Genomic DNA, 24970 nt, shown 5'->3' on the forward strand with positions numbered 1-24970 from the left:
GGGAGCGAGTTGAGTTACCAAAGTGGAAATATGGGGATTGCCGAAGCTATGGCCATTGTGTTTGCGGTAACCTTCGTTCCGGTATTTCAGTCCATTTGGTCGATTACTATTGATCAGGCCAAAAGCGCTGCCTGGATGATACCTTGTATCAATGGACTAATTACCGGCAGCGTTTTTTTCCTTTTGCTGTATGTCATGGAAAAAGTCCCAGGAGACCTTTTGGACGTATCGCGTAAACTGCTAGGGAGCCCAATGGCTAAGTTGATTGGACTAGTGTATTTCGCACATTTTTACATCGAATCTGCCCTTCTATTACGGGAGTTTTCGGAAAACACGCTGTTAACAGCGTTGCCTTACCTTGAATTTTCAGTTGCAATCCTGTTCTATTCTTTGGTCGCTGCCGTTATTCTCTATCTTGGTATTGAGCCTCTCGCCCGAGCAAGCTATATTGTGATGCCGGTTATCGTATTTGCAGTTCTCTTTGTGGTCGTTTTTTTATACCCCAAGTTTATTGTTCTCCAATTAACCCCCTGGCAGGGACCTGGCATTGAAAAGGTTTTAATAAATGGCACGTGGGTATCAGGATTCAATTTCGGGTTACTATTGCTACCCATACTAGCGCGCAGTCTCCATGACGTAACAACAATTCGTTACGCTGCACTATACGGGTTTGGACTTAGTGTTGTGATGAGAATAGTCATGGTTCTGGGATTTACCCTGGTATTTGGCTCTGGTACTGGCAGGGAAAAGATGCTTCCCTTTTTTGAGATGACACGCGCGGTATATGTGAGCCGGTATCTGCAGCGAATTGAATCGTTATTTATCCTCTTGTGGGTTGTTGCTGGGATTATCGCTATCGCAGTGACGTTTTATGTGTCAATCTATATTATCACTAGGTTAGTTGATCTGCCGACGTATAAGCCACTCATTTTTCCCACGATACTATCGGCGGCGCAGCTTGCTATGCTGCCACCAGACATCACCAGCGTCTTACTGCTTCATGGAAATCTAGTAACTACCTGGTACAATATCGGTTCACTGGGAGTGCCGCTATTGATTTTCATTGCATTTTTTGTGCGCAGAAAGGGAGTCAAGACATGGTCCTCCGGCTCTTAGCGGGTATGTTGCTGGTTATTGCTTTCCTTATTACTGGCTGCGTTGGTTCCCGTGAAACTGACGATGTTGCCTATGTGATAGCAGTAGGGATCGATAAAGCCGAGGACGGAATGATGGAAGTAACCTACCAGATTGCTATTCCTAAAGCGCAAGGCGGCGGAGGGAAAGCAGGTGGCGAAGATGGTGGAAGCTTCATACTAAATTCAATTAAAGCAACTAACCTGGCCGAAGCTCGCAATTTACTTACATCTACTATGGGCCGATTCCCTAGTCTTTCGCACACCAAAGCTTTCATTGTTAGCGAAGAGTTTGCCCGGCAGGGACTTGGCAATTTGCTTGGCCCGATAATGCGTTTTAGGGAGTTTCGGGGGAGCATTATTCTTGTTATAGTGAAAGGTACTGCCAAAGAGTTTTTGCAAGCAAACAACCCTAAAATTGAAACCCAACTGTCCAAGTATTATGAAGGCCTGATCTTCGAAAGAAGAGAGTCAGGCTTCTTTCTTCAAACCGATATTCATGATTTTTATATACGGTTGAAAAATCCTGTAGGCTCACCTTATGCCTTGTATGCCGGCCTAAATCCTAAAAAAGGTACCAATAATCCTGCCGGACCCAAAGTTCCTCCTGAGAAAACCGAGGAGTATATACCGGGTGGAATGCCACGCTCAGGGGAGGAAAACCGTCCGGAATTCCTGGGTACGGCTTTGTTTCGGGCAGACAAGATGGTAGGATGGCTGACTAACGAAGAAACGAGAGCTGTGGAGCTTTTACAAGGGGAATTTACGCGTGGTTACCTTGTTGTAGAGGACCCGCTGGTACCGAAATCATCTATCAATATTAGTCTGCGGCTGGGTGAGCATCCAGCTGTTAAGCTGCGTATGGATGACGGCAAGGTCTCCATTACGGTTAAAGTGAGGATCGAGGGTGAGATTAGCAGTATTCCGAGTGGTATTAACTATGAAGTAGACGAATATCGACAGCTATTAGAGGCCCAGATAGCACAGCTAATGGAGTATCAAATACGTAAGATGCTGCAAAAAACACAAGAGCTTGGTAGTGACCCTATAGGTTTTATTGCTTATATGCGTCCTGAGTTTAAAACGCATGAAGAGATGATGAATGCGGATTTGCTAGAACTATATAGTCAAGCTGATATTCAAATCGATATTAAGGCAGCCATTCGGCGAAGCGGACTCATGTGGCGCTCAACGGAGATCTTGGGTAAGGATAAGTAAGGATGTGAGTGAATGGCGTATGTTATGATTGGGATTGCTCTGGTTGCGGGAATCCATGCCTATTCGTATGCCAAGGCTCTAAAATGTAGTGGCAATACTGTAGGTGCATTTGTGGTCTTACTATTCGTAGCGGCTAGTATTGGTTTGCCGATTTACCGAATGATAACGGCGCCATGAATGAAGAAGTTATAGACTCGCTAGCGGAATCGTTTATAATAAAGAAAGGTGCTTTCGCGTTGAGATTTAACAAAAACATTTGAAAGTCGGAGAAATTATCAATGAGCCATTTAGCAAAACGGAGAAAACTAAATTATATAAGGATACTTGGTTCATCAATAGGTGGATTTCTTGGTATTGCTGCTATAGCGTTTCTTTCCGAATTTAGCGGTGCAAGTTTTCTAATGCCCCCCTTTGGCGCTACTTGTGTAATTGCCTTTGTTATTCCCGAGAGTGCTTTTGCTCAGCCACAAAACATAGTTGGTGGGCATTTGCTATCCAGCACAATTGGCATACTATGCTATAACATCTTTCAGACTCATTGGTGGTCTTTGGCAATTGCAGTGGGGCTATGTATTGCTAGCATGCAGTTAACAAAAACGCTTCATCCACCTGCTGCAGCCGACCCTGTTCTTATTCTTATGCAGGGTGGAGTTCCATGGAGTTTCTTGGTTACACCAGTATTATTAGGTAGTTTAGTGCTGGTATTACTGGCATTAATTTATAATAATTTGATTGTCAACAGACCATATCCAAAAAAGAAATTCATTGGTACTCAGGTATTGGAAGAACGGATAAAACGAAGAGAAGATATAAAGATCGAAACCCGCGAAGTTCCTTCCGAAGGAAAATAATTAACGAATGCTATGCTGTGCGAGGGGAAGTCATAAGTATTGAATCTCTTGACTCATTGTCTGAATCAGTATATAATTATAAAAAAATAAATGTAAACTTTTGGGAGGAGTCTGTCAACAAGGCTCCTCTTTGTTTAATTTTGGGGGAGTCTGTAATTAAAGACTCCTATTTTGTTTACTATAGAATAAAGGGTCATTTGGGACAAGGAGGTAATCATGATTGAGCAACTGCCGGAGCTTCAGTCGATGATAGTTGCCTCGGCTACATATTTGTTATGTATTGCCGTGGGAGTAATTTTAAGCAAAGTTATCTTTCATAGATTCGACCGGATTGCTGCATTGTTTCTTGGATCTTACTACGAAGTATCTGGCAAAGCTATAAGAGGCATGCCAATGGTATGGGGAATCATCATTGGTAGTTATGGAGCCAGCCGCATTATAAATATAGATACCCATTGGCTGCACGTATTAGAGACGGTTACCGCTGTAGTAGGAGCCTTGTCAGCTACGATCATAGTTGCCCGAATCTTATCAGGTATCGTTCGGGTTTATGACGAAAAGGCGCAGGGTATTTTTCCGTCGGCATCTATTTTCGCAAGCCTTGTGGAGATCTCAGTCTATGTTATTGGCGTTCTTATCTTATTGCAGAATCTAGGATTTTCGATAGCACCACTATTGACAGCTCTTGGGGTCGGCGGCCTAGCCGTGGCGTTGGCACTACAAGAAACCTTGTCAAATCTATTTTCAGGGTTGCACATTCTTTTGGCCCGTCACATCAAAGTCGGTGATTATATCAAGCTAAGTACCGGTGAAGAGGGCAATGTTGTGGATATTTCTTGGCGGAATACTATTATTAAATCCTTACCAGATACAATGATCATCGTGCCTAACCAAAAAATCGCCTCCGCGATAATCACCAATTATTATATGCCTGATAAAGAATTATCTATTGTTGTTCCGGTAGGTGTAAGTTATGACAGCAACTTAGAGTATGTGGAACAAATTACCATCGAAGTAGCCAGGGAGGTTATGTTGAGTGTAGATGGTGGTGTTACAGAATTTGAACCTGTTGTACGGTTTCACTCTTTTGGGGCTTCAAGCATTGATGTTAATGTTATCCTTCGGATTAAAGAGTATGTTAACCAGTATAAGGTTAAGCATGAATTTATAAAACGTCTACATATGCGGTATCGTCAAGAAGGGATAGAAATCCCGTTCCCTATTCGTACTGTTCATATGAAACAAGTAGAGTGATCGTGTATTTATGAGGAGGTCGGAGGAAATGGTCAGTTCATCACTTGATATTGATTTGGATAAAATCAGGTATAACGCTGCGCAGGTAAAGCAAATGTGTCAGCAGCAAGGAATAGCTGTACTCGGAGTAACAAAGGGATTTAGCGCCATCCCTGAAATAGTGTCTGCTATGTTAGCAGGGGGCGTTGATGGTCTTGCTGATGCTAGGATGGAGAATATTGTTGAACTTAGAAACGTAGGTTTTGACCAACCGATTACCTTGCTTAGGATTCCCCGTCTGAGTAATGTTAAAAATGTAGTGCGTTATGCCACTATCAGTGTCAACTCGGAAATTACTGTAATCAAAGCATTAGCTGAGGAGGCTAAAAAATTACATACCCAGCACCAAGTAGTTTTAATGATTGATGTCGGTGACCTTCGGGAAGGCGTTATGGAAGAGCATGTGCTTGAGACTGTGAACCAGATTTCGCATCTGCAGGGCGTCAAACTACTGGGGCTAGGCACAAACATGGGATGTTTTGGGGGCGTTTTACCTAGTATTGATAATTTAGGACGGTTGGTTGAACTGGGAAATTCTATTCAAAACCAATTAGGAATACAACTTGAAATTATTTCGGGTGGTGGAACCTCTACCTTATCATTGGTAGAAGATCAGAAAGTACCTGCTGGCGTAAATCAACTGAGGATTGGTGAAGGAATACTATTAGGAACCGATAGTACCAATCAGAGGAGAATCCCGTGGCTTTGCGATGATGCTTTTCTTTTGAGAGCCGAGGTTATTGAGCTTAAGGATAAGCCTTCTGTGCCCATAGGCGATATCGGCAGAGATGCTTTTGGGAAGGTGCCGCAATTCACTGATGTGGGTGTCAGAAAGAGAGCCATTTTAGCGCTAGGAAAACAAGATGTGATTATTGAAGGAATTATACCTGTTGACGAAAATTTAAAAATTTTGGGAGCAAGCAGTGATCATCTTATTATTGATGTAACCGATTCGTCAACTAACATACAGGTGGGAGACAGTGTTTCTTTTCGCCTAACATATTCCGGAATATTATCAGCCAGCCAATCAAGATACATTAGCAAAAAATTCAGGGGAGGTTAATTATGGTCGAATTAGTTACCACCTTTAACAAGGAGCTAGTTCAGCGTTTAGTGGCACTTGAAGCAGATGCATTTGGTATTGGGGGAATGAATGAGTGGCACTTGGTACCGCTCATAAGACATGGGCATGTTTATATTATCCGAAAGAATGAGGACATAGTGGGAGCAGTCCAGTATTTTTTGGATTGGGACAGGCCGAAAAAGGCTTACATGATGGGGGTTTCAATCGCAAAAGAACATCGTGGCATGGGGATAGGAACCAAGTTTATACAGGATACATTTGAAGCCTTAGCCCAAGAAGGAATTGAAGAGGTCGAACTAACTGTGGATCCTGAAAATTTAACAGCCATTAAGATATATGAGAATAAATTAGGTTTTGTCGTTACAGACTTTAGGAAAAACGAGTATGGTGAAGGTGAAGACCGACTGGTAATGAAGACAGCGTTAGCCAAAAAAGGAGTATGCTGAAACTGGATTTCAGCATACTCCTTTTTTGGCTAACGCTCAATTTCCTGCAAAATATCAAAATACTTATTCCGCGCTCGCATCAAGTCCTCACTGGAGAGTTGTTTATCCACTGTCCGGCAGACAAATTTACCGATAACGGTGTTGCTGGCAGCCAGCAAAGCGCTAATGTTTTTCATACAATCCCCGGCATAACCGGAGTAAGGATAGTTGTCCGCAATAGCGAATAAAGCTACTTTTTGATTACGCAGTTCTTTTAGAAAAGAGGCCGCTTCAGCATCCGCTGTAGCCTGATCAACCAGACAAATCACTGAAACCAAATCGAAGTCATCTGCCGGAGAAGCAGCCTGCACGGTAATGCAAGGGGTGTCGCCAGGGAGTGTATCACGGATAGCCTGGGCGAGTTGTTGAGGTACGTTATCCTGACTGGAGAAAACAATTTGTGTTGCTAGTGTTTCTGGCCGGGATACAGTTTTTTTGGCAATTTGGGCGCTTGGCACGATGAGTACCCGGGCATTTTTGATTTCTTGTTCCAGGTTATGGCAAATGAAATCAATAGTTTGTTGTACCTGACGCATGGTCTGGTCACAGTCAAACACCAGATAAATTTCGATATGAGCTACCGCGTTTTCCATACGAACTTTTAGATCTAATATATCTTCGTATTGGTCAAAAAAACTAACAAGGCTTTTGAGTGCAACCAAGGCAACGGATTCTTCTATACTGTAAAATTTAAATAAATAAGACTGTTGTAGGGCTGCTTTGACATTGGGTTTTATTTGGCAAATACCAAGCTCGCCCCCAATCTTGGCAAGAAAGCGGGCCACCTGGACTAGTTCTTCTGCGCCAGCCTCTGAGATAAATTCGGTAGCAGAAAAATCGCAAAGAATTTTCCGGGCACCATCGTTAATGAGTTTGATCAAAGCTGATTTTAGGATAATTGCCGACTGATCATCAATACGGGTAGGGAGAGGGAGGCTTCTTACTGTCTCGCTGACTGCCATATAATTGCTCCTCAATCATTAATTTTGCATTTACTATACTACTTAGTGAAATTTTACCATAATTATTCACTGTAATATATACACCCTCGATAATTAGTTTTACGACAAAAAAGGAACTATATACCTTTTATGGAATAATATAAAAAATGATTTTTGGAGGAATTGAATAATGCTGATCAATAAACTAGGAAAGTCGTTTGTCTATACTACTGAACTGGGAGGTATCAATGGTATAGATATTGATGAAAGTATTGCTAAAGTCAGGGATTATGACGGTTTGGATGCAATTAATATACATGATTGCCCAAATGCGAGGCTGCGAATGAACTCAGTGATGGCGGCAGCTGTAATTAATCGGGCTACCGGCATTGAAACCATCCCCCATTATACCTGTCGAGATCGTAGTTTGTTAGGGACTCAAGCCGATTTGCTAGGAGCTCATGCCTTAGGGATTCGCTATTTGTTGCCGACAACTGGCGACGGTCCGCAGCATGGTCCTTATCAATCTGCGGCAGTATATGATTATAATACAGCTAAGTTGCTTGAGCTTATTAAAAACTTTAACCAGGGGAAAGATGCTAACGGCGAAGGGTTTAAGGGGCAGACTCAGTTTACCGCTGCGGCTACTGCTACTCCGGGCGCAGTCAACTTAGACGCCGAGATCGCTAAGATGCTGAGAAAAATTAACGCAGGCGCTGATTTCTTCCAGACTCAGCCAGTGTATGATGCAGGACAGGCCCTTGAATTTTTAGAAAAAGCCAGAGCTTTAGGTAAACCGGTGTTGTTAGGATTAATGCCATTAAAAAGCCTGAAGATGGCCGAGTTTGTCAATAAGAATGTCGCTGGTGTGACGGTTCCTCCAAATATTTTAGCCGAAATGGAGCAGGGTAAAACCGGTTTTGAGGTGGCGTGCGAGTTCATCAGGCACGTTTACCGACAGGTGGATGGATTGCATATATTCGGCATGGGTGATGTAGCGGTAACTAATAAACTGATCGCTTTTACAAGAAACCTGCTAAAGTAATATGGAGAGACTTATAGCACTGAGGCATCATGCTTCAGTGCTATATCTATGGTCCTTCGGACTTAAAAATTTTAAGATGATCCACCCATGGTTCCCTTTATGCTCGACCTCCCAGAACTCTCCGTCTGGTGATTTTTTATAGATTTTAACCACATCTCCTAGTTTTAATACCTCGACAATGGGGCTGGTAGGTGTTGGTTCGGCAAATAGTTTTACCTTATCAGTGTTAGTTACTGCTGTAAAAACAGCATGGGCTGGCAGGGAAAGGCAGATTGCAAGAGCCGCCAAGATAGCAATCACGAACGTAAATTTCCGTTTTTTCATAGAGAGCCTCCTGTCTAATGAATGCTGATGACCATAGATTTCAACAAGTTGAGCCTTAAGTCCTACGCCGGCTGTCACATTTCTGTCACACTTAGTGGATAAAATTAGAAAAAAGGGGGGCGGTAAGAATGAAAAAATTAGTGCTTTTAGTTTTGGCAATATTTGTAATGGCGATGTCTTCAACCGCGAGTGCTAAGGAGCGTCATCACGACTGGTCTGGATCGAAATTTAACAATGGGAGATGGCAACAATCCCACGCCGTATCAGAGAGGCATATGCCATTTAAATGGCATGAACGCCGTGACAGGGATACTGTTTCAAGGTATAGGCTTGAGCGTATCCATGACTATCGAATGAGTGAAAGGTTTCCAGGGTTGCATGCTTATAAATGGCGGGATCATAACGGCAGAAACTTCTACTACAATGGAAAACGCGTAAAAGATGCAGTATTATTTTACGATGATTCGGATGAGTTGGTTAGCGTTGGCTTTATGCGCGCTGGGAAATTTATCGTTATTCGGGATGATGACAGAAGCTATGAAACTCACGACGATTTTCTTACTTCATGGTTAAAAGTATTGATAGTAAATGAGATAATGAGAAGTTAGAAAAGAAGTGCTCTACAACCGATGATGACGGCTGTAGAGTTCTTTTTATTCTGTAAGAGAGCATAACTTTACCAATGATTTATTTATCAGGCAAGATGTAGGGATTTTGTAATTTGGTGCGAATAAATAAGTATGAGCAAAGCATTAAATAATCTTATCAAAGCTTATCAAGAGTTTTGTGCCGAGCAGGCTGAGACGGGCGGGTGTGAAACTTGTCCGATGTGCCGGCCTGTAGAGAGTGATGTTTGCAATGAGTTCTATATTCTGCAAAAACTGACTGAGCTAAGAAAGGGAGAAAGGCAGGGAGCTAATGACCGATCCGATTGAAGATTATAGGTATTTGCTTGCCCTCCATTTGCGAGATATCAGCAAGCGGTATGGAGTACTCTATTATGATGTACTTAGAGGTAAAATATCAGATGAGGCTCAGGAGGTGTATGCTGAGGGCTTGGCCCGGGTATTTGACTATATGAATATTCGGCACGGGTTGGAGTTGGCCGATGTTATGGTAGTTCATGAGACTGTTATGGAGATAGCCCTTGCAGAATTTATTGCTGTGGCATTAGTAGATTCTGTGGTGGATAATCCCAAGGCGTTACATTGATTACCTTGCCCTGTTAGAAAGTATAACTTTCCGTCTGGATAAGGGCAACATCGACTTCCACCGTCGCCAAAGGCTCGGCGCAAGCCGTGTTTTCTTTACCGGGATGCTATTGCAAGACAACGGACCATGCTTTGGTGGATAGGATTAGGGGGCAGGGGTTTGCATACTAAATTAGCCTACACAATACGAATCGCGATTCTAGCTAGCGTTGCTGCGATTTTAATGGTGCTGGAATCGCCTGTACTCTTTATGCCAGGTTTTCTAAAACTTGATTTTAGTGAAATACCGGCCATTATTGGCGCTTTTGCGCTTGGGCCTCTTGCCGGTTGTCTGATTGTGCTGCTAAAGAATCTGATTCATGTAAGCAGTACCCAGACGGCAGGTATCGGTGAGATGGCTAATTTTTTGGTAGGAACCTTCCTGGTTGTACCAGCCGCTTTCGTGTATAAATTGAGAAAGAATCGGACTGGAGCAATGGCTGCTCTTGTGACCGGAACACTGTCGATGACGCTGGCAGCCGCAGTTTTAAATTACTGGGTGTTAATCCCTTTATATCAAGTAGCGTTGAAATTTCCGCCGGAGGCCATAGTCAATATGGGAAGAGCGGCTAATCCGCTAATTGTTGATCTAAAGACGTTTATCGTTTTTGCTATAATACCGTTTAACCTGTTCAAGGGAATTATTGTATCGACAATTACGATGATGGTGTACAAAAAAGTGTCGTCAGTTTTGCATTAATGGGGTTGTGGAGGTTGAGTAATGACTGCATCAAAGCCGGATAGAGTGAAAACGGGTATCTATCGCCACTACAAGGGGAAGCAGTATCAGGTGATTGGAGAGGCTACTCACAGCGAAACTCTTGAACCTGTGGTAATTTATCGAGCGCTCTACGGGGAATTTGGTCTATGGGTGAGACCTAAGGCAATGTTTTGTGAAAACATTATAATTGAAGGCAGGGAAGTGCCTAGGTTTAATTTAGAGATAGAAGTATATTAAAAAAGCGAAAAGCTACCAAATTTGGCGGCTTTTCGCTTTTTTCTTATATGTCTAAACAATTTTAGAGAGCGGTGTCAGTTTGCCGACAATGGCCAGTATCTGGCGTACGGCCACCTCTAGTGAACCGGTGTTTTTTACAACATAGTTGGCTGTCTGCCAATTGTTAAACTCACCGGTACTGTTGGCATACTCAATACGGCGGTTGATAAGTTCATGACTATCGCCGCGATCTAGCATACGGCTAATAACTGTATCATAGTCTATCATAATGAATATGGACTCAACCCGGTGGGCAAGTAGTTTTTTTAGCTGGTTCAAACCTTGTGTCTCAACAGCAACAGTGCTTATTGGGTGCTGGTTGACTTTGTTCAAGACTTCGGCTTTACTTAATCCGTATAAATTACCTGAGTACTCAACCCGTTCGATAATCTCAGTTTTTTGGAATTCTTCCTTACTCACAAAGTAGTAGTGCCCGCCATGTTGCTCATCCGGTCTGGGTTTCCGGGTGGTGTGGCTCAGTATCTCTGGAATGCCATATTGGACAAGCTCTTTTTGAATACTGGTTTTGCCTGAGGCGGGGGGACCTATAAGCGCATATACTTTGTTCATAAATCCTCCGTTATCTATATGGTTAGTTTACTTCAAAAGGTCATAGGTAAAAAAAAACTTCTGGTTTATCCAGAAGCTTTCCGGCTCAAACTAAGCAGATATATCAATGGCGTTGCCCAAATGAGACGGTGAGATACGGGGTTCTGCCGCTGGGAGTTGGTCAAGCAGGTTCTGATTTTGCGTGACAGACGTATCCATAGCTTTTTTCATTACTAAAATACTGGCTTGATCACTGACTGTCAATTGCGAAGAGGCCATAGAAAGCGCTGCAATATCCATAGGTGTTCGCCTCCATTGCTATTATATGTTAATTATACTTCCGGGAAGAAGAGCAAGTCAATGCGACAATTGTACTATCTTGTTGCCTGTTAGTAAATACTAGCTTAGTATATCGAATATTTGTCTAAAAGGGCTGGGTAAAATTTATTTTTGTGGCACAAAAACAAAGCAGGAATATTAAGAAAAGTAGCCAATATATCCATTAATAAGTTTGTAAACCGGTTTCCTAAACCGATTTACAAAAAAGAAGGGATGATACCAATGATACCAAAATTAAATGTACTGCAAAAGATTATGGACTCTGGCGTAGTTGCTGTTGTTCGTGCAGAAACCTCCGAGCAGGCTGTCAAGATTGCTGATGCTTGCCTCAAAGGTGGCATTGCGGCTATTGAGATTACTTTTACTGTGCCAGGTGCTGCTGATGTAATTAAAGACCTTGCCGCTAACTATAAGAATGGTGAATTGATTATTGGTGCAGGCACTGTGCTTGATCCCGAGACAGCCCGCGTGGCTATTTTAGCTGGTGCTCAATATATTGTCAGCCCATCATTCAATCTCGAAACTGTCAAACTATGTAATCGTTACCAAGTACCCATCATGGCAGGCTGCATGACTATTAAAGAAATCGTGGAAGCCATGGAAGCAGGCACTGATATTATTAAACTCTTCCCGGGAGAAGCCTTAGGAGTATCTTTTGTAAAAGCGCTCAAGGGTCCGTTGCCCCAGGCACCTGTTATGCCAACCGGCGGTGTTAGCCTTGATAACGTACAAGACTGGATTAAAGCCGGTTGTGTAGCTGTTGGCGTCGGTGGCAACCTGACTGCCGGTGCCAAGAAGGGCGACTATGAGTCAATCACTGAGATTGGCAAACAGTTTATTGAAAAAGTCCGTCAAGCTCGCGGTATATAATAATTTTAAGAGGTGTAGACATGAAAAAAGTAGTATGTTTTGGTGAAATTATGCTCCGTCTGGCTCCTGTTGGTTACCAGCGTTTTGAGCAAACCCCTAGCTTTGAGGCTGTCTATGGCGGCGGCGAGGCCAACGTGTGCGTATCCCTGGCCAATTATGGCGAAAATGCATTATTTGTCACCAAAGTTCCTAATAATCCCATCGGCCAGGCGGCTGTTAACGAAATGCGCCGCTACGGTGTTGACACTAGCCAAATGATTCGCGGCGGCGAACGTCTGGGCATCTATTTCTGCGAAAAGGGTGCTTCCCAGCGTCCGTCCAAGGTAGTCTATGATCGCGCTCATTCCTCTATTTCCGGTGCCCAAAAAGGAGATTTTGACTGGAAAAAAATCTTCGAAGGCGCTACCTGGTTCCATTTTACCGGCATTACCCCAGCCCTGGGCGACAATGTAGCCGAGTGTGTGTTGGAGGCTTGTAAAGCTGCTAAAGAAGTCGGGCTGACTACAAGCTGCGACCTCAACTTCCGCAAAAATCTGTGGACAAGTGAAAAAGCTGGCCAGGTTATGGCTCAGTTTATGCCTTATGTGGACGTATGTATTGCTAACGAAGAAGATGCTGAAAAAGTATTCGGCATTAAAGCAGATAACACCGACATTACCGGCGGCAAGCTCAGCCACGAAGGCTACAAAGATGTTGCTATGAAACTTAAAGAACGCTTTGGGTTTAAAGCTGTTGCCATCACCCTGCGCGGCAGCATCTCGGCTTCTGATAACAACTGGGCGGCTATGTTGTATAAAGATAATGAGTTCTACTTCTCCCGCAATTATGCCATCCACATTGTTGACCGCGTTGGCGGTGGCGATTCCTTTGGCGGCGGCTTGATCTATGCCATGATGAACAATTACTCGAATGCTGATGCGCTTGAGTTTGCTGTAGCTGCTTCCTGCCTCAAGCACACCATTGAAGGCGACCATAACCATGTTACTGTTAGCGAAGTCAAGGCGCTAATGGGTGGCGACGGTTCAGGACGCGTACAACGGTAACAAAAATGTCTGTTACCATTGCAGAGGTTGCCAGGAGATCGGGTGTATCCAAAAGTACGGTATCAAGGTATCTAAATGGTTTGTATGACCATATGGGAGCAGATACCCGTGACCGTATTGCCCAAGTTATTGCTGAGCTTGACTATCGGCCTAATACGCTGGCCCGCAGCCTCAAGCAAAAACGCACCCACACAGTAGGGGCTATTGTCGCTAATATCTTGAATCCCTTTTCTACCAGTATTATCCGGGGAATTGAAGATACGCTGCAAGAAGCCGGTTTTAACCTTATCCTGTGCAATGCCGATGATGATCCTGCCAAAGAACGTGACTATGTCAACATGCTGGCAGATAAGCAGGTTGACGGTTTAATTATTAATACTACCGGCTGCAACAATGACCTTATTGCCCAGGTTAACCAGCATACCCCGATTGTCCTTATCGATCGAAAAGTTCCTGAGATTGGTATAGACACTGTGACTGTGGACAGTGCCAGTGGCGTCCGCCAGGCCATCGACCATATGGTCAGGTTAGGCCATCGCCGGATTGCCATGTTCACTCTGCCGTACGATCACGTCAGTCCCCGCCTGGAGAGGGTACAAGCCTATCAAGCCGCTTTGGCTGACCACGGCTTGCCCTTCCGGGAAGATTGGCTGATACGTACTGGTATTGAGGAAACCGAGATTATTGCTAAATTGCAAGAACTAGTTGGCGTTGGAGCCAGGGATGATAAGCCGACAGGGATTTTTTGTGCCAATAATCTGATTACCATGTCAGTAGTTAGAGTCTTAAAAAAACTCGGGATTACTGTTCCTGCAGAAGTCAGTGTGCTTGGCTTTGATGACTGGGATTGGGCAGAACTAATTGATCCGCCGGTTACTGTTATTGCCCAGCCTGTATATGCCATGGGTAATAAAGCGGCCTCAATGCTGATAAAACGACTAAAAGCTGTACGGCCTTCCCAAAAACCGGCAACTGTTATGTTTGAGCCGGAGTTAATCAAGCGCAAGTCGTGTGGCGAGTAGCATCAAGAGCTTTCCGGTATTGCCGGAAGGCTTTTTTTTCCTGAAATGTTTTGGTCTAATTTCCTCCTAACCTCATATACTGTTTATTGTGGTCATTAATTTAGGAGGTGGCAGGATGTTAGTGCATTTTCAGTGCGGCGCCATAATGGAAGTTGATCAGGACGGAATTCATGTTTGCCCGAAATGCGGTAAAACGATTAAACCCCGCGTTTCCCGCAAGTAAGCGGTGGTGGGCGGTTGACTGGTCTGGGGAATTTTGCTACACTAATAAAACGCATAGACGAATGGATGTAAAGGGTGACAATATGCTGCATGAGTTTTCCCGGACAGAACTGCTAATTGGCGCAGAGGGCCTGCAAAAACTAGCACAAAGCAAGGTAGCCGTTTTCGGTATTGGCGGAGTAGGTACTTTTGTTGTTGAAGGCTTGGTCCGCTCAGGTGTGGGCAAGTTTGTGCTGGTGGATGATGATTGTATTTGCCTGACTAATATTAACCGGCAATTACATGCAACGAGGAAGACAATCGGTAAACCTAAGGTTGAGGTAATGCGTGATCGCATTCTCGAAATAAACCCCAAGGCAGAAGTGACTATCTTTCAGGAGTTCTATCTGCCAGAGACTGCCGAGAGAATGTTTGCTGATGACTACAATTATATCGTTGATGCCATCGATACTGTTACTGGCAAGCTTGACCTGGTTATTCGCGCAAAGGCCAGAAATATCCCGGTCATCTCCTCTATGGGAGCCGGTAATAAACTTGATCCAACCCGGTTCGAAGTGGCCGATATCTTCAAAACCTCGGTTTGTCCGCTGGCCAAAGTCATGAGGCAAGAGCTCAGGAAGCGTGGAATCACTGCACTTAAGGTAGTCTACTCTAAGGAAGAACCACTTACGCCGATTGAAACAGAAAGTACCAGTTGTAATATTGGGTGTGTCTGCCCGCAGGGTACAACGCGCAAATGCACAACCCGGCGCCATATTCCGGGCAGTATTGCCTTTGTGCCGTCAGTAGTTGGCCTAATCATTGCAGGCGAAGTGGTTAAGGATATTGTTTTCGGCAGAGTGTAAAAAGAAGCTTTATGGGCGAAGTGCCCATAAAGCTTCTTTTATTCTTTTGTTCGTTTTTGATTATATACTTCCCACGCAGTCATGACCTTCTGCCGTGAAAACTCCAGGCGTTTGGCTGTTACCTTGCTCCCAGCTTTTTCATTATCAGCAGCTAGGTCATAGAGGGTGTTATTAAGTGAAGATACGATGGCCGTTAAGAGTTCATGTACGGCATCTTTATTCGATTCCAATAGGATAGCCTCCATTCATTAATTAAGTAATTAGATTGTCTGCTAACGGCAGAGCGATGTTGGTCGGCTGCAACCAGTCACCATAGATATCAATGTCATTTAGGATTATAGCGGGATATTTATGGAAATGCAATAACAAATTGTAGCATCCTAAATTGTGGTATTTCCAAATTGTAGAAAACTTAATTTTGCGAAAATATCCTGAGCTATTGCAGAGCGGAATCATCTATGTTATAGTGGGGTATATCAAATATTGGTCATCAGCAATGGCGCTATGGAGCAGAATTTCTGCCCATAGCTTTTGTGTTTTTTTAGAGGAATATGACTTAAAAGCAATGAGGCTTATCGCATTTATTTAATGCGGTAGGCCCTTGTCTTTTTTTAGCATTAGTAAGGAGGTGATGGGCTGTCTAGGATAATAAAAGGCTTCACGCGTATTACGAGTACTCGTGAAGCCAAGGCAAATCGCATTCCCCAAGTGGCGGCAAGGGTTTATTGACATGCCCAATCTCATTATAGTCGAAGCTCTACTATTTTTCAATAAACCCGCCAAAACCAAATCAGTTATTTAACAAAAAAAAATTAGGGAGGAATTCTTATGAGACAGGTAGCTATTTATGGTAAAGGCGGTATTGGTAAATCCACAACTACGCAAAACACGGTGGCCGCATTGGCTGAGGCTGGAAAACATATAATGGTGGTTGGCTGTGATCCTAAGGCCGACTCAACCCGATTACTACTAAACGGACTTTGTCAAAAGACAGTACTTGATACACTACGTGATGAAGGCGATGATATTGATCTTGATGATATTTTAAAGCCAGGCTTTAAAAACACCATGTGTGTTGAATCAGGCGGTCCTGAACCTGGTGTAGGCTGCGCTGGCCGCGGTATCATTACCTCCATCAATATGCTTGAATCACTGGGCGCTTATACTCCTGAACTTGACTATGTGTTTTATGACGTTTTAGGCGACGTTGTCTGCGGCGGATTTGCGATGCCGATCCGTGAAGGCAAAGCCGAAGAAATATATATTGTAGCATCAGGCGAATTGATGGCCCTCTATGCGGCTAACAACATTGCCAAAGGCATTCAAAAGTATGCCACTTCCGGTAAAGTCCGGCTCGGCGGCATCATTTGCAACAGCCGGAAAGTAGATAATGAATTACCTCTTTTAAAAGCATTTGCCGAAGAACTTGGTTCACAGCTCATTTACTTTGTTCCGCGTGATAATGTTGTCCAACGGGCTGAAATTAACAAAAAGACAGTCGTTCACTTTGAACCTGAGGCTGGGCAAGCCGAGGAATACCGTAACCTGGCTAAAGCCATTGACGAGAACAAAATGTTTGTCATCCCTAAACCTATGACCCAGGATCGTCTGGAAGAATTGATGATGCAGCATGGTTTTCTTGATGCTATTGCCTAAATCTAACTGACAATAATTTGAAGGAGTGAATGTTGTGATATTAATCAGAGCTATCATTAGACCGGACAAGAAAGACGAAGTACTGGCCGCATTATCAGAAGCTGGATTTAACGCTGTTACTGTTGTGGATGTTGTGGGACGTGGCAAGCAAAAGGGCATAAAAATTGGCGGTGTCGTATACGATGAAATCCCCAAATCCCTCTTGTTAATGGCTGTACGGGCAGAATACAAGCAGGAAATTGTTAAGGTTATTATGGAAGCGGCCAAAACAGGTGAAAAGGGAGCCTATGGCGACGGCAAAATTTTTGTCAGCCCCGTTTCAGAGGTATATACCGTATCAAGCGGCATGAAAGAACTGTAAAAGGAGGGCTGGTACCATGAAAGAGATTATTGCGATTGTACGCATGAATAAAACAGGTGCTACGAAGAAAGCCCTGGTAGAAGCCGGCGTGGCCGGTTTCACCGCCTTTAAGGTTATGGGGCGAGGTAAACTGATCGATGACCCAACGGTTGTGGCCGAACGGAAGGCTAAGATGATGGCCATGGCTGGTGCTGATGAGCAAGACGCCGAGATGCTGATTGATGGGTTTCTTGACGGGCACCGGTTGTTCCCCCGGCGGTTATTTACCATCCTGGCTCATGACGAAGATGTTCCTACAATTATCGAGGCTATTACGAAAGCCAACAGGACTGAGAATCAGGTGGGAGACGGAAAAATCATTGTCGTGCCGATGCTGGATGCAATCCGGGTTCGTACAGGCGAGTCCGGTGAAGAAGCAGTCTAATAGCAAAAGTAAAGGGGGTAAGCAGCATGGCTGTTACTGAAAAAGAATTACAAGAAATTCTAGACCAATATCCTTCCAAAGTCCAGAAAAACCGGAGAAAGCACATTTTAATTAAAGATAGCGGGCAACCGCCTCAAATTATAGAAGCCAACACCCGAACTGTTCCTGGCATAATCACCAACCGCGGCTGTGCCTATGCCGGCTGTAAAGGCGTAGTGCTTGGCCCGATTAAAGATATGGTTCATATAACCCATGGTCCCATTGGTTGTGCGTACTATACCTGGGGCACGCGCCGCAATAAGGCCAAGACAGATGATCCAAGCCAGTACTTCCTCAACTATAGCTTCTCTACAGATATGCAGGAAAGTGACATTGTGTTTGGTGGCGAAAAAAAGCTGGCAAAAGTAATTGATGATATCGTGGATATCTTTCATCCCAAGGCTATCACGGTTTCTGCTACCTGCCCGGTAGGGCTTATCGGCGACGATGTGGGCGCAGTAGCCAAAGCGGCAGAGGGCCGTCACGGCATTCCAGTACTATCGTTTAGCTGCGAAGGTTATAAAGGCGTCAGCCAGTCTGCAGGTCATCATATTGCCAACAACATCCTTATGGACAAGGTAATCGGCGCCTCAGATATGGAAGAGGCTCCTGGCAAATATGCAATCAATATCCTCGGGGAGTATAACATCGGTGGCGATAGCTGGGAGATTGAACGAGTCCTCAAAGAAATCGGCTATACCATTGTATCGGTTATGACTGGTGATGGGTCTTACAAAGATCTAAGAAACGCGCATACGGCAGAACTTAACCTGGTGCAGTGCCACCGCTCGATCAACTATATTGCCGAGATGTTGGAGACCAAATATGGAACCCCGTGGCTTAAAGTGAACTTTATTGGTGTCAATGGCACCATTGATTCCCTGCGAAACATGGCTCAATACTTTGGTGATCAGGCGCTGATTGAAAAAACCGAGGAAGTCATCGCCCGGGAAGTGGCTCGCGTTGAACCCTTGATGGATCAGTACAAAAAGATTTGCGACGGCAAAACAGCCTTCTGCTTTGTGGGTGGCTCCCGCGGTCATCATTACCAGGGGCTCTTTGCTGAATTAGGTATCGAAACCGTATTGGCTGGCTATGAATTTGCGCACCGGGACGACTATGAGGGGCGTGAAGTAATTCCCACTATTAAAACCGATGCTGATACCAAGAATATTCCTGAACTGCATGTTACCACTGACGAACGGCGTTTTCGTCTGAAAGTATCCCCAGAAAAGATGGAAGAACTGAAGAAAAAGATTCCACTCAGCTATTATGCCGGTATGAATGCAGAAATGAAGGATGGCAGTATCATTGTCGATGACCTCAATCATTTTGAGACAGAAGAGTTTATTAAGATCCTGAAACCCGATATTTTTGCCTCAGGGATTAAAGATAAATATGTGATTCAAAAGATGGGCATCCCGGCAAAACAGCTTCATTCATACGACTACAGCGGCCCTTATGCCGGTTTTAATGGCGCAGTAAATTTCGCCAGAGACGTAAGTATGGGTTTTGCTTCCCCCACCTGGAATTATATTGTTCCGCCCTGGCAGGATGAACCCCTCTTAAGCGGTACTGTAAACGAGGAAGGAGTGGCCTAATATGTTAGACTGTACACCAAAAGAGATAAAACAACGTCATGGCGCAGTAATTAACCCAGCAAAAACTTGTCAGCCTATTGGGGCCATGTACGCCGCACTCGGGATTCATAGCTGCCTGCCGCATAGTCATGGCTCGCAGGGCTGCTGTTCTTTCCATCGTATGCACCTATCCCGCCATTTCCGCGAACCAGCCATGGCATCTACCTCAAGCTTTACCGAAGGTGCTTCAGTATTTGGCGGTGGTGCAAACCTAAAAACATCGATTAAAAACGTTTTTTCTATATATAATCCCGAGGTTATGGCCATTCATACCACTTGTTTGACTGAGACCATCGGCGATGATATCCCCAGTATTATTAAGTCTGCTGAAGTTCCCGAAGGTAAGCTGGTCATCCACGCCAACACTCCCAGCTATCAGGGCTCCCATATTACTGGTTTTTCCAATATGACCAAAGGCATGGTTACCTATATTGCCGAGGCAACTTCTTCAGCAAAAAAGGAACAAGTAAACATCATTCCAGGGTTTGTTAATCCTGGCGATATGCGGGAGATTAAGCGGCTTGTCAAGGCGATGGGCATCAAGTTTATCATGTTCCCTGATACTTCAGGGGTTATGGATGCGCCGATGACAGGGAAGTTTTCCATGTACCCAAAAGGCGGGGCTACTGTGGCCCAGATCAAAGACAGTGGTAATTCCAAATTGACCCTGGCTCTTGGCCGGTTTGCCTCTAATGATGCGGCTGAAGCGCTGACGAAAAAATGTCAAGTCCCATCAACAGCCCTCAAGACGCCGATTGGTATTAAGGCGACAGACGCCATGCTGTTAACCCTGCGCCGGGCCTTTGCCCAGGATGTGCCAGCAGAGCTTGAAGAAGAACGGGGCCAGTTAGTAGACATTATGACAGACACCCACTTCCACTTCCATGGCAAAACAGTGGCCATCTTTGGTGATCCTGATATTGTTACAGGGCTTACTGAATTTGTCCTAAGCCTGGGTATGGTGCCACTGCACATCCTGACAGGGACACCAGGAGGCGCCATGGGTTCATCTGTCGGCAGTTTTGAAGATGACGTCAATGAGATGATATCCCAGGCCAAAATTACGGCTAATGTTAAAGCTGGTGGGGACTTATTTACTTTACACCAGTGGATCAAGAATCAGCCAGTAGATCTTATAATTGGTAACACCTATGGCAAATATATTGCACGCGCTGAGGACATTCCCTTAGTACGGGTCGGGTTCCCTGTCCTGGATCGCAGTGTACATTCCTATTTGCCGATTGTTGGCTATCGGGGAGCTATGCGGCTAATTGAGAGCATCAGCGGGGCGCTCTTAGAGCGGGCTGACCGTGATGCTGCTGACGAAGATTTCGAACTTGTTATGTAAATAGATTGGAGGTAAAGCGCATGAGCGAGACGGCTGCAGCCATTAATGCAAGAGAAGAATTTATTGCTACTAAAGGACGGCGCAAAAATACAGTAAAGTGCGATGCGGACAGCATTGCTGGCTGTGTCAGTCAGCGGGCTTGTGTGTACTGTGGTGCCAGAGTGGTTTTAAATCCAGTTACTGATGCCATCCATCTGGTACATGGCCCAGTTGGCTGTGCTAGCTATACCTGGGACATCCGCGGCAGCCTGTCAAGTGGCTCAGAGCTTTACCGCAATAGTTTTTCTACCGACTTACGTGAACAGGATATCATCTTCGGCGGGGAAAAGAAACTGGCCAGGACGATTGATGAACTTGTAGCAAAATACCAGCCAAAATTAGTATTTGTATATTCTACTTGCATTGTTGGTGTAATTGGCGATGACCTAAAAGCCATATGCAAGGCAGCGGCCAGCCGCCACAATATTGAGGTCATTCCTGTAGAATCAAGCGGCTTTATTGGCAACAAATCAGCCGGTTACCGGGCAGCCTGTGAGGCATTGTTAACACTCATAGATCCGGTTGACCGGCCCGAAGCGGCCGCCAGCAAGACACTAAACTACATGGGTGATTTCAATCTGGCCGGTGAAGCCTGGATTATCAAAAACTATCTTGCCCAATTAGGTGTCAAGGTCAACACGGTGTTTACTGGCGATTCGACTAGTACTGCGCTCAAAACAGCGGCTAAGGTATCCCTTAATATTGTACAGTGTGCCGGCTCAATGAACTACCTGGCTGGCAAGCTGCAGGAACTGTACGGTATCCCTTATATGCAGGTGTCGTTTCTGGGGGTAGAGGATACATCTAACTCACTGCGCAATATTGCTGACGCGATGGGCGGCGGTGAGATCAGGGCCAGGGCTGAGGTACTTATTCGGCGGGAGACTGATCGAGTGATGCCGGTTATCAACAAGTACCGGGAAAAGCTGGAAGGAAAAAAAGCAGCCGTCTATGTTGGTGGAGGCTTCAAGGCCATCTCGCTGATCAAGCAATTCCGTGAAATCGGCATAGAGGTTGTGATGGTTGGTACCCAGACCGGACAGCGTGAAGACTATGAGACCATTCATGAGCTGGTTACAGATGGTACAGTCATTTTGGATGATGCCAATCCGGCAGAATTGGAACGGTTTATGACCAGCCAGGGAGCACATCTCTTGGTTGGTGGCGTCAAAGAACGGCCGCTGGCCTATAAGCTGGGGCTGGCCTTTATTGATCATAACCATGACCGCAAACATCCCCTGAGCGGTTATGACGGTGCCATTAATTTTGCGAAGGAAGTGTACTCTACCGTGTGTTCGCCGGTATGGCGCTATACTGTCCCTAAAGGAGGTGGCTGATATGGAAAACCCTTGTCATATGTGTATGCCTATGGGCGGGATTTTGGCGCTCAAAGGCATTGAAAATGCCATGGTAATTGTGCATGGGTCACAAGGCTGCAGCACCTATATGCGGCGGCATATAGCTGAACATTTCAACGAGCCTATCGATGTCGGCTCCTCTTCCCTCAATGAAAAAGGAACAGTATATGGCGGTGAAAGCAACCTGCGCCAGGCGCTTGATAATATTATTAGGGTGTATCAGCCCGGGATAATCGGCGTTGTTACTACTTGTCTGGCAGAAACCATAGGCGAAGACATCGCCAGAATAGTCAAAGACTACAGGCAGGAAAAGAGTCTGGCTATGCCCATCGTCGCGGCGAATACGCCTGGTTATGGCGGCAGCCACAGTGAGGGCTACTGGCTGACAGTCAGGCAGCTAGTTGAGACATTGGCAACCAAGACTGAATCACATAACAAGATCAATGTGTTTGTTCCCAACATGAGTCCGGCAGATATTCGCGAGCTGAAACGTTTGCTGGCTGCTATGGATATCGAGTATACACTGTGTCCGGATATTTCGGATACACTGGATCAGCCCTATCTTCCCAACTACAGTAAGGTGCCGGTAGGCGGCACCCCTGTTGCTGATATTTGCCTGATGGGGGGAGCGCCAGCGACAATCGAGCTGGGGGTCACAGTAGATGGTAGTGTATCACCTGGCAGGTATTTACAAGATGCTTTTGGCGTACCACTCTATACTGTACCTATTCCGATTGGAATTGAAAACACCGATGCCTTTATGGCAGTCCTTGAGACCATCAGCGGCAAAAGCTGGCCGCCAGCGATTGAGCGTGAGCGGGGGCGGCTCATTGACGCCATGATTGATTCGCATAAATATAATTTTGCCGGGCGGTGCGCTATTTTTGGTGATCCGGACTTGGTATATGCCGTGACGCAGCTCTGTCTGGAAAATGGCATTCAGCCGGTCGTGGTAACCGGAGATAAAAATGGCAACCTTGCTAAGCTGCTTCCTCAGACTGAGATGACAGCTGAAACCGTTGTGCTGTCAGACCCTGACTTTAACTTAGTACGCACACATGCCAAAGATGGCAATGTGAATATTGCCATCGGTCATTCGGACGGACGGTTTCTTACCGAACGGGATGATATTTCTCTGGTTCGTTTAGGCTTTCCCATCCATGACCGGGTGGGGGGACAACGCCTCTTATCCATAGGGTATAGCGGAACAACACTTCTCTTGGATCGGGTGACAAACACCCTGCTGGAAGATAAGTATAAAAATTACCGCAAGAATATGTTTAATAAGTATTTCGAACAGCCTGAACAGCCGAAAATTGAACTCCAAGAAAGGGGGTGGCCACTCCTATGACGAGTGTGCTTACCGATAAACATCCTTGCTTTTCTGCTAACGCCCAGCATCAATATGCTCGCATGCATCTGCCGGTGGCGCCCCGGTGTAATATTAGCTGTAACTACTGCAGCCGCAAGTTTGACTGTGTTAACGAAAGCCGCCCAGGGGTAACCAGCGAGGTGCTGTCGGCGGTTGAGGCCAAAGAAAAATTTGAACGGGTTAAAGCTGAGATTCCTAATCTCAGTGTTGTCGGTATTGCTGGCCCTGGTGATGCTTTGGCCAACTGGGACGAAACCAGGGAGACTATTGAGCTCATAAAGCAAGTTGATCCGGGCATGATATTTTGTCTGTCAACAAATGGGCTGTTATTGCCTGAATATGCTCCGGCGTTAATCAAGCTTGGAGTAAAACATGTTACCGTAACGGTGAACTGTATTGATCCTGCTGTTGGGGCGCAAATCTATGGGACAGTGAATTATCAGGGCAAACGTTATGTCGGCATTGAGGGTTCGGAGATTCTTTTGCATAACCAGCAGGAAGGGATTATGTATCTGGCCGGCCATGGCGCTACTGTCAAAGTAAATATTGTCATGATTAAACTGGTCAACGACTGGCATATACCTGATGTTGTCAGCAAGGTAAAACAGCTGGGGGCCTGTATGACAAATATCATGCCCTTTATTCCGGCACCTGGCAGCGTGTTTTCCGGTCTGCCAGCGACAAATATGCGTGATGTTAATGAGCTTCGGGCCAGCTGTGCCGGTGAATTGAAACAAATGACTCATTGCCGGCAGTGCCGGGCAGATGCTATCGGCCTGTTAGGCCAAGACCGTGCTAACGAGTTTAGAAGCTGTGCCAGCCAGGTTGAGCCTGTTACCCCCAAGCCAGCGCCGTTTATCGCTCATTATAAGGTTGCTGTTACCACCAAATCAGATAAATTGGTTGATTTGCATTTCGGTCAAGCTGAAGAATTTAAGATATATCAGGTTAATGGCAGCCGGTATGCGCTTGTGGAGACACGTCAGTTGGAAAAATACTGCACAGGCAATGTGGAATGTGCCAGCGAGGATGAGCGGCGAGAAGCGCTGCTGACAGCTTTGAGCGACTGTGACGCTGTATTGACCATGCGGATTGGCTATCAGGCCCAAAAGCGTCTGCTAAAGCGGGGCATCATGTCGGTCGAATATTGCTATACGGTGGAAAGTGGGCTTTGCTACGCCGCAGAGCAGCTTGATTTAAAAGCGGCCGCAGCGGTCTAGCT

30 protein-coding genes are annotated in these 24970 nt (G+C 45.2%); 25 read left to right on the forward strand and 5 right to left on the reverse strand.

Annotated elements, in window-relative coordinates; genetic code table 11:
• The first annotated feature begins 9 nt into the window (after positions 1-9).
• From B9A22_RS20385 to B9A22_RS20410, 7 genes are all read left to right on the forward strand, one after another.
• On the forward strand, positions 10-1116 hold the full coding sequence (locus B9A22_RS20385) for a GerAB/ArcD/ProY family transporter (RefSeq protein ID WP_084577786.1): 1107 nt from the start codon (positions 10-12) through the stop codon (positions 1114-1116).
• On the forward strand, positions 1098-2351 hold the full coding sequence (locus B9A22_RS20390) for a Ger(x)C family spore germination protein (RefSeq protein WP_084577787.1): 1254 nt from the start codon (positions 1098-1100) through the stop codon (positions 2349-2351). Before B9A22_RS20385 ends, B9A22_RS20390 begins: the two co-directional genes overlap by 19 nt.
• Before the next feature lie 12 nt (positions 2352-2363).
• Positions 2364-2528 carry a hypothetical protein gene (locus B9A22_RS25615; protein WP_176215623.1) on the forward strand — a complete coding sequence of 55 codons (165 nt, stop codon included), beginning with the start codon at positions 2364-2366 and terminating at the stop codon, positions 2526-2528.
• Between the two features lie 101 nt (positions 2529-2629).
• On the forward strand, positions 2630-3202 hold the full coding sequence (locus B9A22_RS20395; protein WP_084577788.1) for an HPP family protein: 573 nt from the start codon (positions 2630-2632) through the stop codon (positions 3200-3202).
• 216 nt (positions 3203-3418) lie between these two features.
• Complete coding sequence (locus tag B9A22_RS20400; RefSeq protein WP_084577789.1) at positions 3419-4456, forward strand: mechanosensitive ion channel family protein; 1038 nt, start codon at positions 3419-3421, stop codon at positions 4454-4456.
• A 28-nt stretch (positions 4457-4484) separates the two neighbouring features.
• The gene (locus B9A22_RS20405) at positions 4485-5558 is read left to right on the forward strand and encodes an alanine racemase (RefSeq protein WP_084577790.1); all 1074 of its coding nucleotides are present in this window, start codon (positions 4485-4487) and stop codon (positions 5556-5558) included.
• Positions 5559-5560: 2 nt separating this feature from the next.
• Positions 5561-6025 (forward strand): GNAT family N-acetyltransferase, encoded by a 465-nt coding sequence (locus tag B9A22_RS20410; protein WP_084577791.1) that lies wholly within the window; start codon positions 5561-5563, stop codon positions 6023-6025.
• A 29-nt stretch (positions 6026-6054) separates the two neighbouring features.
• On the opposite strand, the gene B9A22_RS20415 is transcribed toward B9A22_RS20410, so the two are convergent.
• Positions 6055-7026: a flavodoxin family protein gene (locus B9A22_RS20415; RefSeq protein ID WP_084577792.1), complete on the reverse strand. Its 972-nt coding sequence runs from the start codon at positions 7024-7026 to the stop codon at positions 6055-6057.
• A 169-nt stretch (positions 7027-7195) separates the two neighbouring features.
• On the opposite strand from B9A22_RS20415, the gene B9A22_RS20420 reads away from it, so the two are divergent.
• A complete protein-coding gene (locus B9A22_RS20420; protein WP_217806001.1) occupies positions 7196-8050 on the forward strand; it encodes a methylenetetrahydrofolate reductase in 855 nt (284 codons plus the stop codon).
• 27 nt (positions 8051-8077) lie between these two features.
• Here B9A22_RS20420 and B9A22_RS20425 read toward each other — a convergent pair whose 3' ends face one another.
• Positions 8078-8374, reverse strand: coding sequence for an SH3 domain-containing protein (locus tag B9A22_RS20425; RefSeq protein WP_084577794.1), 297 nt, complete (start codon positions 8372-8374; stop codon positions 8078-8080).
• 128 nt (positions 8375-8502) lie between these two features.
• Here B9A22_RS20425 and B9A22_RS20430 point away from each other — a divergent pair, with 128 nt between their 5' ends.
• From B9A22_RS20430 to B9A22_RS20450, 5 genes are all read left to right on the forward strand, one after another.
• Positions 8503-8982, forward strand: a complete 480-nt coding sequence (locus B9A22_RS20430; protein ID WP_084577795.1) for a hypothetical protein — start codon at positions 8503-8505, stop codon at positions 8980-8982.
• A 132-nt stretch (positions 8983-9114) separates the two neighbouring features.
• On the forward strand, positions 9115-9309 hold the full coding sequence (locus B9A22_RS20435; RefSeq protein ID WP_084577796.1) for a hypothetical protein: 195 nt from the start codon (positions 9115-9117) through the stop codon (positions 9307-9309).
• Positions 9293-9586, forward strand: coding sequence for a hypothetical protein (locus tag B9A22_RS20440; RefSeq protein ID WP_084577797.1), 294 nt, complete (start codon positions 9293-9295; stop codon positions 9584-9586). Before B9A22_RS20435 ends, B9A22_RS20440 begins: the two co-directional genes overlap by 17 nt.
• Positions 9587-9745: 159 nt before the next feature.
• Positions 9746-10324, forward strand: coding sequence for an ECF transporter S component (locus B9A22_RS20445; protein WP_245824079.1), 579 nt, complete (start codon positions 9746-9748; stop codon positions 10322-10324).
• 21 nt (positions 10325-10345) lie between these two features.
• On the forward strand, positions 10346-10582 hold the full coding sequence (locus tag B9A22_RS20450; protein ID WP_084577799.1) for a DUF1653 domain-containing protein: 237 nt from the start codon (positions 10346-10348) through the stop codon (positions 10580-10582).
• Between the two features lie 51 nt (positions 10583-10633).
• Here B9A22_RS20450 and B9A22_RS20455 read toward each other — a convergent pair whose 3' ends face one another.
• Together B9A22_RS20455 and B9A22_RS20460 are read right to left on the reverse strand one after the other, a co-directional pair.
• On the reverse strand, positions 10634-11191 hold the full coding sequence (locus tag B9A22_RS20455) for a guanylate kinase (RefSeq protein ID WP_084577800.1): 558 nt from the start codon (positions 11189-11191) through the stop codon (positions 10634-10636).
• A gap of 90 nt (positions 11192-11281) precedes the next feature.
• The gene (locus B9A22_RS20460; RefSeq protein WP_084577801.1) at positions 11282-11470 is read right to left on the reverse strand and encodes a YjfB family protein; all 189 of its coding nucleotides are present in this window, start codon (positions 11468-11470) and stop codon (positions 11282-11284) included.
• 261 nt (positions 11471-11731) lie between these two features.
• On the opposite strand from B9A22_RS20460, the gene B9A22_RS20465 reads away from it, so the two are divergent.
• The 4 genes from B9A22_RS20465 to B9A22_RS20480 all read left to right on the forward strand — a co-directional run bounded on the left by B9A22_RS20465 (position 11732) and on the right by B9A22_RS20480 (position 15511).
• Positions 11732-12379 carry a bifunctional 4-hydroxy-2-oxoglutarate aldolase/2-dehydro-3-deoxy-phosphogluconate aldolase gene (locus B9A22_RS20465; protein ID WP_084577802.1) on the forward strand — a complete coding sequence of 216 codons (648 nt, stop codon included), beginning with the start codon at positions 11732-11734 and terminating at the stop codon, positions 12377-12379.
• A gap of 20 nt (positions 12380-12399) precedes the next feature.
• On the forward strand, positions 12400-13422 hold the full coding sequence (locus B9A22_RS20470; protein WP_084577803.1) for a sugar kinase: 1023 nt from the start codon (positions 12400-12402) through the stop codon (positions 13420-13422).
• Between the two features lie 5 nt (positions 13423-13427).
• On the forward strand, positions 13428-14444 hold the full coding sequence (locus B9A22_RS20475; RefSeq protein WP_084577804.1) for a LacI family DNA-binding transcriptional regulator: 1017 nt from the start codon (positions 13428-13430) through the stop codon (positions 14442-14444).
• A gap of 305 nt (positions 14445-14749) precedes the next feature.
• Positions 14750-15511, forward strand: coding sequence for a tRNA threonylcarbamoyladenosine dehydratase (locus B9A22_RS20480; protein WP_084577832.1), 762 nt, complete (start codon positions 14750-14752; stop codon positions 15509-15511).
• A 38-nt stretch (positions 15512-15549) separates the two neighbouring features.
• Here B9A22_RS20480 and B9A22_RS20485 read toward each other — a convergent pair whose 3' ends face one another.
• Entirely contained in the window at positions 15550-15741 is a 192-nt protein-coding gene (locus B9A22_RS20485; protein WP_084577805.1) for a hypothetical protein, read from the reverse strand.
• A gap of 598 nt (positions 15742-16339) precedes the next feature.
• Here B9A22_RS20485 and nifH point away from each other — a divergent pair.
• The 8 genes from nifH to nifB are packed head-to-tail and all read left to right on the forward strand — an operon-like array spanning position 16340 to position 24968.
• Positions 16340-17167, forward strand: coding sequence for a nitrogenase iron protein (nifH, locus tag B9A22_RS20490; protein ID WP_084577806.1), 828 nt, complete (start codon positions 16340-16342; stop codon positions 17165-17167).
• Positions 17168-17201: 34 nt separating this feature from the next.
• Positions 17202-17528, forward strand: a complete 327-nt coding sequence (locus B9A22_RS20495; protein WP_084577807.1) for a P-II family nitrogen regulator — start codon at positions 17202-17204, stop codon at positions 17526-17528.
• Between the two features lie 16 nt (positions 17529-17544).
• Positions 17545-17952 carry a P-II family nitrogen regulator gene (locus B9A22_RS20500; RefSeq protein ID WP_084577808.1) on the forward strand — a complete coding sequence of 136 codons (408 nt, stop codon included), beginning with the start codon at positions 17545-17547 and terminating at the stop codon, positions 17950-17952.
• Between the two features lie 26 nt (positions 17953-17978).
• Positions 17979-19592, forward strand: a complete 1614-nt coding sequence (nifD, locus tag B9A22_RS20505) for a nitrogenase molybdenum-iron protein alpha chain (protein WP_084577809.1) — start codon at positions 17979-17981, stop codon at positions 19590-19592.
• A gap of 1 nt (position 19593) precedes the next feature.
• Positions 19594-20979, forward strand: coding sequence for a nitrogenase molybdenum-iron protein subunit beta (gene nifK / locus B9A22_RS20510; RefSeq protein WP_084577810.1), 1386 nt, complete (start codon positions 19594-19596; stop codon positions 20977-20979).
• A gap of 20 nt (positions 20980-20999) precedes the next feature.
• Positions 21000-22355, forward strand: a complete 1356-nt coding sequence (gene nifE, locus B9A22_RS20515; protein ID WP_084577811.1) for a nitrogenase iron-molybdenum cofactor biosynthesis protein NifE — start codon at positions 21000-21002, stop codon at positions 22353-22355.
• 1 nt (position 22356) lies between these two features.
• Positions 22357-23727 (forward strand): nitrogenase component 1, encoded by a 1371-nt coding sequence (locus B9A22_RS20520; protein WP_084577812.1) that lies wholly within the window; start codon positions 22357-22359, stop codon positions 23725-23727.
• A complete protein-coding gene (gene nifB, locus B9A22_RS20525; RefSeq protein WP_084577813.1) occupies positions 23724-24968 on the forward strand; it encodes a nitrogenase cofactor biosynthesis protein NifB in 1245 nt (414 codons plus the stop codon). Before B9A22_RS20520 ends, nifB begins: the two co-directional genes overlap by 4 nt.
• Positions 24969-24970 lie beyond the last annotated feature (2 nt).

It is taken from the genome of Sporomusa malonica (assembly GCF_900176355.1).
Lineage (GTDB): Bacteria > Bacillota > Negativicutes > Sporomusales > Sporomusaceae > Sporomusa > Sporomusa malonica.

Excerpts from the sequence above, each read along its gene's own strand:
- B9A22_RS20475 (WP_084577804.1), top strand. The coding sequence starts at position 13,428 with ATGTCTGTTACCATTGCAGAGGTTGCCAGGAGATCGGGTGTATCCAAA.
- B9A22_RS20395 (WP_084577788.1), top strand. The coding sequence starts at position 2,630 with ATGAGCCATTTAGCAAAACGGAGAAAACTAAATTATATAAGGATACTT.
- nifK (WP_084577810.1), top strand. The coding sequence starts at position 19,594 with ATGTTAGACTGTACACCAAAAGAGATAAAACAACGTCATGGCGCAGTA.
- B9A22_RS20435 (WP_084577796.1), top strand. The coding sequence starts at position 9,115 with ATGAGCAAAGCATTAAATAATCTTATCAAAGCTTATCAAGAGTTTTGT.
- B9A22_RS20460 (WP_084577801.1), bottom strand. The coding sequence starts at position 11,470 with ATGGATATTGCAGCGCTTTCTATGGCCTCTTCGCAATTGACAGTCAGT.
- B9A22_RS20500 (WP_084577808.1), top strand. The coding sequence starts at position 17,545 with ATGAAAGAGATTATTGCGATTGTACGCATGAATAAAACAGGTGCTACG.
- B9A22_RS20410 (WP_084577791.1), top strand. The coding sequence starts at position 5,561 with ATGGTCGAATTAGTTACCACCTTTAACAAGGAGCTAGTTCAGCGTTTA.
- B9A22_RS25615 (WP_176215623.1), top strand. The coding sequence starts at position 2,364 with ATGGCGTATGTTATGATTGGGATTGCTCTGGTTGCGGGAATCCATGCC.
- B9A22_RS20480 (WP_084577832.1), top strand. The coding sequence starts at position 14,750 with ATGCTGCATGAGTTTTCCCGGACAGAACTGCTAATTGGCGCAGAGGGC.
- nifE (WP_084577811.1), top strand. The coding sequence starts at position 21,000 with ATGAGCGAGACGGCTGCAGCCATTAATGCAAGAGAAGAATTTATTGCT.
- B9A22_RS20405 (WP_084577790.1), top strand. The coding sequence starts at position 4,485 with ATGGTCAGTTCATCACTTGATATTGATTTGGATAAAATCAGGTATAAC.
- B9A22_RS20425 (WP_084577794.1), bottom strand. The coding sequence starts at position 8,374 with ATGAAAAAACGGAAATTTACGTTCGTGATTGCTATCTTGGCGGCTCTT.
- B9A22_RS20390 (WP_084577787.1), top strand. The coding sequence starts at position 1,098 with ATGGTCCTCCGGCTCTTAGCGGGTATGTTGCTGGTTATTGCTTTCCTT.
- B9A22_RS20470 (WP_084577803.1), top strand. The coding sequence starts at position 12,400 with ATGAAAAAAGTAGTATGTTTTGGTGAAATTATGCTCCGTCTGGCTCCT.
- B9A22_RS20520 (WP_084577812.1), top strand. The coding sequence starts at position 22,357 with ATGGAAAACCCTTGTCATATGTGTATGCCTATGGGCGGGATTTTGGCG.
- B9A22_RS20465 (WP_084577802.1), top strand. The coding sequence starts at position 11,732 with ATGATACCAAAATTAAATGTACTGCAAAAGATTATGGACTCTGGCGTA.
- B9A22_RS20455 (WP_084577800.1), bottom strand. The coding sequence starts at position 11,191 with ATGAACAAAGTATATGCGCTTATAGGTCCCCCCGCCTCAGGCAAAACC.
- B9A22_RS20415 (WP_084577792.1), bottom strand. The coding sequence starts at position 7,026 with ATGGCAGTCAGCGAGACAGTAAGAAGCCTCCCTCTCCCTACCCGTATT.
- B9A22_RS20420 (WP_217806001.1), top strand. The coding sequence starts at position 7,196 with ATGCTGATCAATAAACTAGGAAAGTCGTTTGTCTATACTACTGAACTG.
- B9A22_RS20440 (WP_084577797.1), top strand. The coding sequence starts at position 9,293 with ATGACCGATCCGATTGAAGATTATAGGTATTTGCTTGCCCTCCATTTG.
- nifB (WP_084577813.1), top strand. The coding sequence starts at position 23,724 with ATGACGAGTGTGCTTACCGATAAACATCCTTGCTTTTCTGCTAACGCC.
- B9A22_RS20400 (WP_084577789.1), top strand. The coding sequence starts at position 3,419 with ATGATTGAGCAACTGCCGGAGCTTCAGTCGATGATAGTTGCCTCGGCT.
- B9A22_RS20430 (WP_084577795.1), top strand. The coding sequence starts at position 8,503 with ATGAAAAAATTAGTGCTTTTAGTTTTGGCAATATTTGTAATGGCGATG.
- nifH (WP_084577806.1), top strand. The coding sequence starts at position 16,340 with ATGAGACAGGTAGCTATTTATGGTAAAGGCGGTATTGGTAAATCCACA.
- B9A22_RS20450 (WP_084577799.1), top strand. The coding sequence starts at position 10,346 with ATGACTGCATCAAAGCCGGATAGAGTGAAAACGGGTATCTATCGCCAC.
- nifD (WP_084577809.1), top strand. The coding sequence starts at position 17,979 with ATGGCTGTTACTGAAAAAGAATTACAAGAAATTCTAGACCAATATCCT.